The 8,557-nt window shown below is 69.1% G+C and carries 11 protein-coding genes and 1 pseudogene; 2 read left to right on the top strand and 10 right to left on the bottom strand.

Translation table 11 applies throughout. The features are described from left to right. Nucleotides 1–170: 170 nt before the first annotated feature. Entirely contained in the window at nt 171–614 is a 444-nt protein-coding gene (locus tag ACWGKU_RS29705; RefSeq protein WP_452180769.1) for an RICIN domain-containing protein, read from the bottom strand. Nucleotides 615–799: 185 nt separating this feature from the next. Here ACWGKU_RS29705 and ACWGKU_RS29700 point away from each other — a divergent pair, with 185 nt between their 5' ends. After that, a complete protein-coding gene (locus tag ACWGKU_RS29700; RefSeq protein ID WP_452180770.1) occupies nt 800–1,006 on the top strand; it encodes a DivIVA domain-containing protein in 207 nt (68 codons plus the stop codon). Between the two features lie 181 nt (nt 1,007–1,187). Here ACWGKU_RS29700 and ACWGKU_RS29695 read toward each other — a convergent pair whose 3' ends face one another. The 9 genes and pseudogenes from ACWGKU_RS29695 to ACWGKU_RS29655 all read right to left on the bottom strand — a co-directional run bounded on the left by ACWGKU_RS29695 (nt 1,188) and on the right by ACWGKU_RS29655 (nt 7,364). Then, the gene (locus tag ACWGKU_RS29695; RefSeq protein WP_452180771.1) at nt 1,188–1,415 is read right to left on the bottom strand and encodes a hypothetical protein; all 228 of its coding nucleotides are present in this window, start codon (nt 1,413–1,415) and stop codon (nt 1,188–1,190) included. A 75-nt stretch (nt 1,416–1,490) separates the two neighbouring features. Then, nucleotides 1,491–2,632, bottom strand: a pseudogene (gene tgmC, locus ACWGKU_RS29690) (ATP-grasp peptide maturase system methyltransferase). Between the two features lie 212 nt (nt 2,633–2,844). Beyond that, the gene (locus tag ACWGKU_RS29685) at nt 2,845–3,267 is read right to left on the bottom strand and encodes an arsenate-mycothiol transferase ArsC (protein ID WP_452180772.1); all 423 of its coding nucleotides are present in this window, start codon (nt 3,265–3,267) and stop codon (nt 2,845–2,847) included. Further along, complete coding sequence (locus tag ACWGKU_RS29680; protein WP_452180773.1) at nt 3,264–4,721, bottom strand: ASCH domain-containing protein; 1,458 nt, start codon at nt 4,719–4,721, stop codon at nt 3,264–3,266. The genes ACWGKU_RS29685 and ACWGKU_RS29680 overlap by 4 nt, the downstream gene beginning before the upstream one ends. Before the next feature lie 100 nt (nt 4,722–4,821). Further along, entirely contained in the window at nt 4,822–5,670 is an 849-nt protein-coding gene (locus tag ACWGKU_RS29675; RefSeq protein ID WP_452180774.1) for a helix-turn-helix domain-containing protein, read from the bottom strand. A gap of 29 nt (nt 5,671–5,699) precedes the next feature. After that, nucleotides 5,700–6,230 (bottom strand): DUF6879 family protein, encoded by a 531-nt coding sequence (locus ACWGKU_RS29670; RefSeq protein ID WP_452180775.1) that lies wholly within the window; start codon nt 6,228–6,230, stop codon nt 5,700–5,702. Further along, nucleotides 6,154–6,465 carry a hypothetical protein gene (locus ACWGKU_RS29665; protein WP_452180776.1) on the bottom strand — a complete coding sequence of 104 codons (312 nt, stop codon included), beginning with the start codon at nt 6,463–6,465 and terminating at the stop codon, nt 6,154–6,156. Before ACWGKU_RS29665 ends, ACWGKU_RS29670 begins: the two co-directional genes overlap by 77 nt. 294 nt (nt 6,466–6,759) lie before the next feature. After that, nucleotides 6,760–7,002: a hypothetical protein gene (locus ACWGKU_RS29660; RefSeq protein ID WP_452180777.1), complete on the bottom strand. Its 243-nt coding sequence runs from the start codon at nt 7,000–7,002 to the stop codon at nt 6,760–6,762. Continuing rightward, a complete protein-coding gene (locus tag ACWGKU_RS29655; RefSeq protein ID WP_452180778.1) occupies nt 7,002–7,364 on the bottom strand; it encodes an ATP-binding protein in 363 nt (120 codons plus the stop codon). The genes ACWGKU_RS29660 and ACWGKU_RS29655 overlap by 1 nt, the downstream gene beginning before the upstream one ends. 266 nt (nt 7,365–7,630) lie before the next feature. Here ACWGKU_RS29655 and ACWGKU_RS29650 point away from each other — a divergent pair, with 266 nt between their 5' ends. Then, complete coding sequence (locus ACWGKU_RS29650) at nt 7,631–8,494, top strand: helix-turn-helix domain-containing protein (protein WP_401047292.1); 864 nt, start codon at nt 7,631–7,633, stop codon at nt 8,492–8,494. Nucleotides 8,495–8,557: the final 63 nt, after the last annotated feature.

The following is an 8,557-nucleotide window of genomic DNA, read 5'->3' as shown; positions in this document are numbered from 1 at the left end:
GGCGTGGCCGCGGGCCGGGTTGCGTGGGCCCCCCCCCCGCACACCGCCCCCCCGGGAGGTCGGGGGGGGCCGCCCCCCCTGGGGCCCCCCCCCCCCCGGTGGGGGGGCCCCCGGCCGGGCCGGGACCACCGCCACCAACCGGTCAGTACGAGTCGTTACCGGACTGCCGTTCAGAGAAGCTGGAAGGACCACTCCTGCTTCCAACCGCCTTCACAGCTCCATACCCCGAGCTGCTTGAAGTCGGAGTCGTGGGTGAGGCAGTCGTCGTCGCCGATCTGGATCCGGTACTTGCCGTTGCCGAGGCTGACGAACTCCCACTTCTGGTTGGAGGTGTTGCCCCAGGCCTGCTGCTCGGCGACATAGGTCTCGGGGTTCTCGGTGAGGTTGAACCCGAGGTCGTTGACGATCCGGTAGCGGTCCCCGCCCAGCGGCTTGATGGTCCAGCGGGACCCCTTGTACCCCAGGATCCCGCCCACGATGGGCGAGCCCCAGCTCGCGGTCTCGGTGGGTGCCGAGGCGCCCAACCCGTTGGAGAGCTTCAGGAACAGCGGCCGCTCGATCGGGATGCTGGAACCGCCTCCGCTCGTCGGGGGCTTCGGGCACGTCGGAACCATCCTTCTTCTCGGAGAAGTTGGATGCTAGGCATCGGAATTCTCCGTCCCGCGACTCCTGACGCAATCCATATGACAAGATCAAGAAGCCTGACGCCTTTCACGCGCCACCCCGGTCGGTGCGCCCTGCGGACCGGGCTCGACCCCAGCGACCTGCCCCGGGCAGGCCGGATCGGAGGACCCGCGAGGTGTCGACATCACCGGAGTTCCACGGCTTCGACCTGGTGCGGCGCGGCTACGACCGCCCCGAGGTCGACAGCTACCTCGACGCCCTGTCCCGAGCCGCCCCACCGCCACCCGTGCCGGCCTTCCGGATCAGGTGGCGCGGCTACGACCGCGAGCAGGTCGACGCGCGCATCGCGGACCTCCTGCGCGGCAGGGACGCCAGCGCGTAACCCACGCTACGGGCTCGGCGCAGGAAGTCGGACCGGCCGACTTCCTGCGCCATGGGGTGTCCGGCACCCCGGCACGCCGGGGCACAGGGGTCAGGGTCAGGGTCAGGGCGAAGACCACCCGCCCGCGTCGCGGTGGTCCCGGCCGCCCGCACGGGGTGCGGACGGCCGGGGCCGTCGAGCGCTACAGCGCGGCCAGGAATCGGGCCCGCAGCGTCTCGTCGGCGATGCCCTCGACGGGCCGCCCTGCGTACCCGGTGACCTCTTCCTCCTGGAGGGCGACCAGCTCCGCGCCACCGGTCCGGAAGGGGAACCGCACATCGATGTGCCGGTGCTCCGGCTCGCCCTTGGCGGGGTTCTCCGGGGTGGTGTGCACGTCGATGTGAACGGGACCGTCGGCGGCGAGCCACATAGCCGCGATGGCTTCGTGAGCCTTGCTGTTGAACATTGCTCGGTGCAGGGTCGCGCCGGTTGGGTCCAGCCCGGCTCACACCGGCAGGCCCCAGCCCGGGCCGTCCTCGGTGCCGAGCCAGACGCGCTGTCCGGCCGCCGACACGGTGATCCCGAAGCCGCCCTGGTGCGGCTCGCCGGCCGCCTGCCAGCACTGGACCGCGCGCTCGACCCGGTCCCACAGCCGGACGGGCCCGCGCTGGGTCACGGTCCACCCGCCGCCGGGGCCGGGTGCCGTCCGCGCCTGCGATCCGGTGGACAGGTCCCAGAGGATCTGCCGGGCCCCCACACCCGTGCGGATGGCTGCGGGCGTGGCGAGTTGGGCCACCCAGCCGCCCGTCCAGCCGTCGAGTGTCGCCGGGTCGATGCGGGTCGGGGACTCGTCGCCGGGCAGCAGGTCCAGCGTCGGGCGGGGCGGCCGGTCGTGCGGGCGGGCGATCATGAAGCTGGTCTGGTCGGTGAGGAACCGGCCGGTGGCCTCGCCGGGTCCGGTGACGTCGAGCAGCGCGAGGGCGTTCGCACAGCTCCACCCGGAGAGGGTGACCAGGATTCGACCGCCGGGCTTGACCTGGTGGAGCCACGGGAGGGGGATGTACCGAACCGAACAGGTGGCGATGAGCCGGTCGTACCGGCCGCCGTCCGGGTCCCCGCGCAGTCCGTCCCCGACGATGAGCCGGGGGGAGAATCCCGCGGCCTTGAGCGCCGCCGCCGCTGCCACGCGATGGCAGGGTCGTACTCGACACTGGTGAGATTGGCGTCCCCGAGGCGGTGGGCGCCGAGGGCGGTCGAGTACCCGGTCCCGGTGCCGATCTCCAGCACGCGGTGCCCGGCCTCGGCATCGAGTTGCTGCCACATGCGCAGCACCACGGACGGGAGGGTGGACGACGAGGACGGGATACCGGTCACGGCTTCCCCGGCCGTGTCCTCGGGCCCGATGCGGCCGTCGAGTTGGGTGACCAGCGTCCGGTCGTCGTAGATGCCCTCCAGCCATCCGGGCTCGCCCTCGCGGACGGGCCGGTAGGCGGTCGGGACGCTGCCGGTGACCGGGGCGAAGTGGGTTCCGACGAAGAGTTCCCGCGGAACGTCCCTCGCGGCTCTCTCCCACGCGCGTTCGGTGAGCGCACCGTTCCCGGCGAGCCTGTCGGCCAGAGCGGTGCGGAGTTCAGCCGGTGTGCTCATGTGCGGCGGAACCTTTCTGGAGCTGGTCGGCGAGGGCGTGGGCGATGGCGTCGGTGGTCTCGGCCGGCTGCCATGCCCACTGGCCGTTCGGGCTGCCCCGCCCCTCACCTGCTCTCTTGGGACGGGTGGCCGGTGCGCAGGATGGCAGGTGCGGTCCCGCCCGCCCGCATGGTGTACGGGCAAGGCAGGGCGGCAGGAAGGTGCCGGGTCGGCTACGCGACGTAGAAGGGACGGGCCGCGTCCTGGATCTCCGCCACCGCCCGGACAAAGTCGTCCAGGCCGCCGCCCCAGGGGTCGGCGATGCCGGAGCCGAGGACGCGCACCGGGCGGTCCGGGCCTACGAGGGCCCGGACGGTGTCGGCGGTCTCCTCGTCCACGGCGACCAGATCGTCCGCCCAACTGATCAGGTGCCGGTCGAGGACGGCCCCGCGGTGCCCGGTGAGGTCGTAGCCGAAGCCGGCGGCGGCCTGGATCATGAGCGGGTGGGCGGGCTTGCCCACGTGCCAGTTCCGGGTGCCCGCCGAGCGGACATCGAGCGCGCCCCCGGACCGCTCGGCGATGATCAGCGCGGCGATCGGGGACCGGCAGTGGTTGCCCTTGCAGATCACCAGGACGTTGCGGCGGGTCGAGCTCATTCGGGGTCCACCCGCTCGATCTCGAAGGTGAGCACGCCCAGAGCTTCCTTGTGGGGCGGGAAGATGGCGCGGATCGCTTCGAGCTGTTCGGCCTCGGTCGCCTTCGGGTTGACGGCCGCCACGTTCTCGGCGCCGAACATCTCCTCGAAGGTGCGGTACTTCCCGATCCGAGTGACCCGGGTCAGGCAACTCGACTCGCGGCAGGTGAAGTTGATCCGATCCCCGACCCTGATCCGCTTCATCGACTCGTAGGCGACGCGGACTTCGACGGTCTTCTCGCCGCTGGCGATCAGGTCGAAGTACTGCCGGTAGATCGGCATGTTGCGGGGGCGCTGCGCCTGGGAGTTGTGCGTGGCGGGCCGGCGGGTGCTCATCAGGGCTTCCAATGCGGTTGTGGTGTAGGACCGGAAGAAGTGCCTGGGGTCGCTCAGCACGAGTTCGCCGAGACCTGTCAGCGCCTCGACGTAGTCCTCCTGGGTGCCGGGCCAGGCCGAGGGGTCGAGCAGCCACGCGGGGGTGATGTCGTCCCGGGCTGCGGGCCCGGCTTCGGCGGCTTCGCGCAGCAGGCTCTTGGAGAGCTTGCCTCCGTCGCTGCCGAGGATCTGGGGGGTGAAGATCCGGACGGGCAGGGGCCCGGCGGGCGGGCCGAGGGCGGCGTGCGCGCCGTCGACGAGCTGGCATCCGAAGGCCCAGTCGCCGCCCTTGACCATGACGTGCAGGGTGCGGTCGTCGGGCCGGTAGGAGCGTTCCTTGACGACGTTGCGGTAGAGAGTGGCCAGGTCCAGGTAGCCACCGCCCAAGGGCGTGATATCGGCCTCGTAGCGGCCGTGTTCGAGGCAGGCGGCCTCGAACAGGCCACCTGCCTCGTCCAGTTCCAGCAGCCGAGTCCGGCCCGCGTACTTCTCGGCCCAGCCGCACACCGGGCAGGGCAGCCGGATGTGCGCGCTCCCGCTGTTCGGCGACAGCCAGGTGCCGACCGCGTCCAGGAGTTCCAACGTCCGCAGGAACTCGGCTCGGAACGCCGGGGTGTCCTGCTGCCGGGTGTAGGTGGTGACCGTGTACGGCACGTTCGTCCGGGCACGGCAGGCGTCGAACAGCGGCAGGTAGTACCGGGCGAGGAGTGCCGTGATCTCGTCGGCGCTCAGGGCGTGGGCGTAGGCCCGCTGGTAGCGCCGCCCGTCGACCCTGACGGTCTGGGCCGGGGAGTTGTCGAGCGCGCAGAAGTCCACAGTGGTGTCGATACCGAACTCGTCGCGAGCCCGCTCCGCCAGGAGGAAGGCGAGGCTCTGGACGAGGTGGGTTCCCAGGTGCGGATGACCGTTGATCTGCGTGCCCACGGAGAAGCCGATGCTCTCGATGTCGTAGTCCATGATGCGGGGCCGCAGGACGTCCACGGCGTCCTCAACGGCGTTGGCGAGCACCGTGTTCGGGGACCTCAACGTCGATACGGTCATGGTTCGCCTCCCTCGGGTCGGGATGGTGCGGCGGGTACGTGACAGACCGTAGAAGCCCCGGCACGGCGCGCTCAACGAACTTGCGCCTTCTTGCGGAGCATCACTCCAAGGAGGCAATGGCTGCCGCGATCAGCGCTCTGGCCCTCACCCCGTACACAGCCATGCCGGACAGGTCCATGAAGGCCCGGATGTAGTCCGTGATCTCTCTGGGCTGGAGCACGTTGACCTTCGCGGTCAGGGTCTCCACCGCTACCCGCTGATCATCGAACAGGTAGAAGGCTTCGAGGGGCCAGATCGCACGCGGGCACCCGGCCGGGATGATCCCGATGGAGACGGACGGCAGCGACATCAGGGTGAGCAGGTGACCGAGCTGAGCGGCCATGTCCTCCGCACTGCCGATCCTGGTTCGCAACACCCACTCCTCGATCAGGACCGCGAACCGTCGCGCCCCCGTGTACATGAGCTGCGCCCGCGCCAGACGCGCCGGTACGGCTGCGGCAACGTCGTTCGGAGTGCCCTGGAAGTCCGTGATGGACTGCAGGAGCGCCGTCGCGTACTCGGCGGTCTGGAAGAAGCCGGGGAGCACGTTCGAGGCGTAGATCCGGAAGAGCCTCGTACGCTCGTAGTCGCTGATGCCCCTCTCTTGGGCGAGCCTCATGCCGGAGCTGTTCCGGCGTCTCCACTCCTGGTACATCGAGTCGGCGGCACGGGACGCCGCGATCAGGTCGGGGATCCGGTCGCCGGCCCCGCAGGCACCGCACCAGGTCCTTATGTCGTCTTCCGACGGGGCGGCCTTGCCGGACTGGATGCGCGAGGTCTTGGCCGGATGCCAACCACACAGGGCGGACAGCTCGCCCCCTTTGAGCCCGGCGTCCTTGCGGATCTCGACCAGTTGGTCGGCGATGGCCTTGCGCGCTGCGACGACACTGGACGAAGGCGACGATGGCATGTGCTGTCCACCCGGTGGTTCGAAGCCGCTCAGACCGCGAAGTCCTCGTGGGGTACCGCCCGTTCCCATACGGCCTCGAAGGCCTTCGTGCACAGTTCCACGGTGGCCGGCTCCTCCGTCATCACGTTCCGGGGGTCAGCCCACTCACCGTCACCGGTGAACAGGTTGAACCGCACGATCCGGCTGTCGAACAACCAGAAGTCGGCCCCCGGCAGCGCAAGGTCCAGCGCCCGGGCCCGCGGCAGCCACCGGATCTGCTCACCGGCCACGATGTTGGTGAACGTGTGGGAGTGCTCGTAGCGGATGTACTCGGTGACGGGCTCCGACACGATCCGGGCACGCCGGATGGTCACCCCACGGGCAATGGTCTCCACCACGAAGTCGTGGAACGGATGCCACCACTCGTCCCGGTCCTCCGGGGAGTACCGGTGCCCGACCTGCCACGCGGCGAACTGGTCGGCTTCGTCGGCGACGCTGTACTGATCACGCATCTCCAGATGCACGGCCGACTTCTTCGTCTCCCGGAGCAGGCTCCTGAAGTCCGGCACGTTCGATGGCATCGCAAGCCTTCCTGATGAAGGGGATCATTCGCTCGGGAATGCTGATCACGGACTCGTGGGCAGGCACACCGACCTGGTGACCGGCAACCCACTCGGTCCCGCTGACCTCCGCAAGCTCGGCCCCGGTGACGGTGTCACTCTGAATCACGAGTCGACGCTGAACCACGTCCGCCCAGACGGTGGGCGAGCCCTCCTCGTTGGTCTCAGGATCGATTCCGAAGAACTCTAGGCCCATGGCTGCCTCTCCTGTCACACGGCTTGCGCATTCTCGCGATCGAAGGTGACGCGGCTACCAGCACCGGCGCCCGGTTCCGCCTTGTCCGGCGTTTCCTGACGAACCGCCCGTCCGATCGACCCCGGGCCGACCCGGAGCAGTGCCGCAGCCCCCGGCGCGTGGGCGGCGGGGGCCGGCGGGGTCAGGCGTCCTCGTCGGGCGGCGGGGTCGTGCGGAGGGCGTTGACGACGCCCAGGGCCACGATGGAGACCGCGACGGCGAGGAGGACGGCGAAGGCCGTCCCGATCAGGAACTTCACCAGGAGTCCCGCTCCGCGTCGAGGAGCAGGACGAGGAGGTTGAGGAGGGTCGAGGCCGGCGCCGTGTTGAAGCGGACGAGGACGCGGCCGTCGATGGTCCGGTCGGTGCCGGCCGAGGGGAAGATCAGGCCGAACTTCCGCCCCCGGTCCTGGACTTCGGCGAGGAGCGTGCTGATGTGGGCGTCGGTGTAGTGCCGGATCCGGGGGTCGGTCGGCAGCATCGGGTGGCGGCGGGCCATCACGCGGCGCCGTCCAGCTCGAACCAGACGGATTTGGCACGCTCGTGGGGGTCGACGCCCCAGCGGTGGGTGAGGCCCTCGACCAACTGCAGGCCCCGGCCGGACTCCGCGAGCAGGGAGAGCGGCGGGGTGGTGGGGAGGATCGGGCTCCCGTCCGTGACCGAGACGCGCAGCGAACCGTTGGTGGAGATGATCTCGACGAGCGGGGCGGGGGTGTCCCCGTGGCGCCAGGCGTTGACGAGCAGCTCGCAGAGGGCGAGCTGCGCGTCGGAGATGACGGAGGGGGACCAGCCGACGCGGGTCATGGTGTTGCGGAGGGTCTGACGGGCGATGGCGATGGTGGGGGTGTTGACGTGACGCATGGGAGTTCTCCCGAGGCGTGAGTGAGGGAGGAACCGGCGGAACATGTGTCGCCGTGAGCCAGGCCGATGGAGATGGAGGTGGCTGCTCTTCGGTGCTTGCCAGCAGGCGTTACTGACGATCCGTCGGATCGATGTGAGATCGACCATAGCGCACACAAGTATCCAAATTTCCACCCTCCCTGGATTCTTCCCCCTACGGTGGTAACTGGTGGACCGCCGATCGACACGCGCGGCACACTGGCCACACGCACGCCTGGAAGGAAGTCATGCCGCCACGATCGAACCCAACGCTCCGTCAACGCAGGCTTGGGACCGAACTGCGAAGAATCCGCGAGCACGCCGGGTTCGGCGGCTCGCAGCTCGGCCGTTCCGTAGGTATGAGTCCAGCCCAGGTGACACAGATGGAGTCAGGCCGGATCGGCATCAGCGTCGAGCGGCTCCACACCATCGCGGCCGCATGCAACTGCGCCAACCGACCCTTGATCGACGCGCTCACCGCCATAATCACGGAGAGGGGAAAGGGCTGGTGGGAGGAGTATGGCGAGGTCCTCACCTCGGACTACCTTGAGGTCGCCGAGATCGAAGGCCATGCCGAGAAGCTCTCCATGTGCACCACCACATACATCCCAGGCCCCCTCCAGACCGCCAGCTACGCCTCGGCCGTTTTCAAGAGGATCTTCCCACCGCTCCCCCGCAAGGATGTCGACATCCGAACCGCGTTCCGCATCCAGCGGCAACAGGTCATTCGTTCCGGCCGGACACCGTTTCGAGCATTCATCCACGAAGCCGCACTGAGGATGCAGTTCGGTGGGCCGATGGTGCTCGTGGACCAGCTTGACGCCCTGCTCGAAGACTCCCAGCAGCCCGGAATCTCCGTTCGGGTCGTTCCCTTCGCAGTTGACACGTTTCCCGGCGCCGGAGAGAACCTCACGTTCGCGGAGGGACCGGTCCCCGAACTCGACACCATCCAGTTGGACGTCTCGCAGGGCGCCCTGTTCTTCGACTCTCCAGCGGACCTCGCCAAGTACCGGGCGATCTTCGCGCGTCTTGACTCCACAGCTCTCCCTGAAGATGGATCTCGAAACTTCATCCGATCCATCAAGAAGGAACTGGAAGAAACGTATGCCTGAATCGGCATGGCAGAAGTCCAGCTACAGCGCCTCAAGCAATGAGTGCGTCGAGGTCCGTTCGGT

The sequence above is a fragment of the Kitasatospora sp. NPDC054768 genome, from assembly GCF_053612025.1.
This window is presented reverse-complemented; position numbering and strand designations above follow the sequence as displayed.

Excerpts from the sequence above, each read along its gene's own strand:
- ACWGKU_RS29695 (WP_452180771.1), bottom strand. The coding sequence starts at position 1,415 with ATGTGGCTCGCCGCCGACGGTCCCGTTCACATCGACGTGCACACCACC.
- ACWGKU_RS29685 (WP_452180772.1), bottom strand. The coding sequence starts at position 3,267 with ATGAGCTCGACCCGCCGCAACGTCCTGGTGATCTGCAAGGGCAACCAC.
- ACWGKU_RS29670 (WP_452180775.1), bottom strand. The coding sequence starts at position 6,230 with ATGCCATCGAACGTGCCGGACTTCAGGAGCCTGCTCCGGGAGACGAAG.
- ACWGKU_RS29660 (WP_452180777.1), bottom strand. The coding sequence starts at position 7,002 with ATGGCCCGCCGCCACCCGATGCTGCCGACCGACCCCCGGATCCGGCAC.
- ACWGKU_RS29655 (WP_452180778.1), bottom strand. The coding sequence starts at position 7,364 with ATGCGTCACGTCAACACCCCCACCATCGCCATCGCCCGTCAGACCCTC.
- ACWGKU_RS29675 (WP_452180774.1), bottom strand. The coding sequence starts at position 5,670 with ATGCCATCGTCGCCTTCGTCCAGTGTCGTCGCAGCGCGCAAGGCCATC.
- ACWGKU_RS29680 (WP_452180773.1), bottom strand. The coding sequence starts at position 4,721 with ATGACCGTATCGACGTTGAGGTCCCCGAACACGGTGCTCGCCAACGCC.
- ACWGKU_RS29650 (WP_401047292.1), top strand. The coding sequence starts at position 7,631 with ATGCCGCCACGATCGAACCCAACGCTCCGTCAACGCAGGCTTGGGACC.
- ACWGKU_RS29705 (WP_452180769.1), bottom strand. The coding sequence starts at position 614 with ATGGTTCCGACGTGCCCGAAGCCCCCGACGAGCGGAGGCGGTTCCAGC.
- ACWGKU_RS29665 (WP_452180776.1), bottom strand. The coding sequence starts at position 6,465 with ATGGGCCTAGAGTTCTTCGGAATCGATCCTGAGACCAACGAGGAGGGC.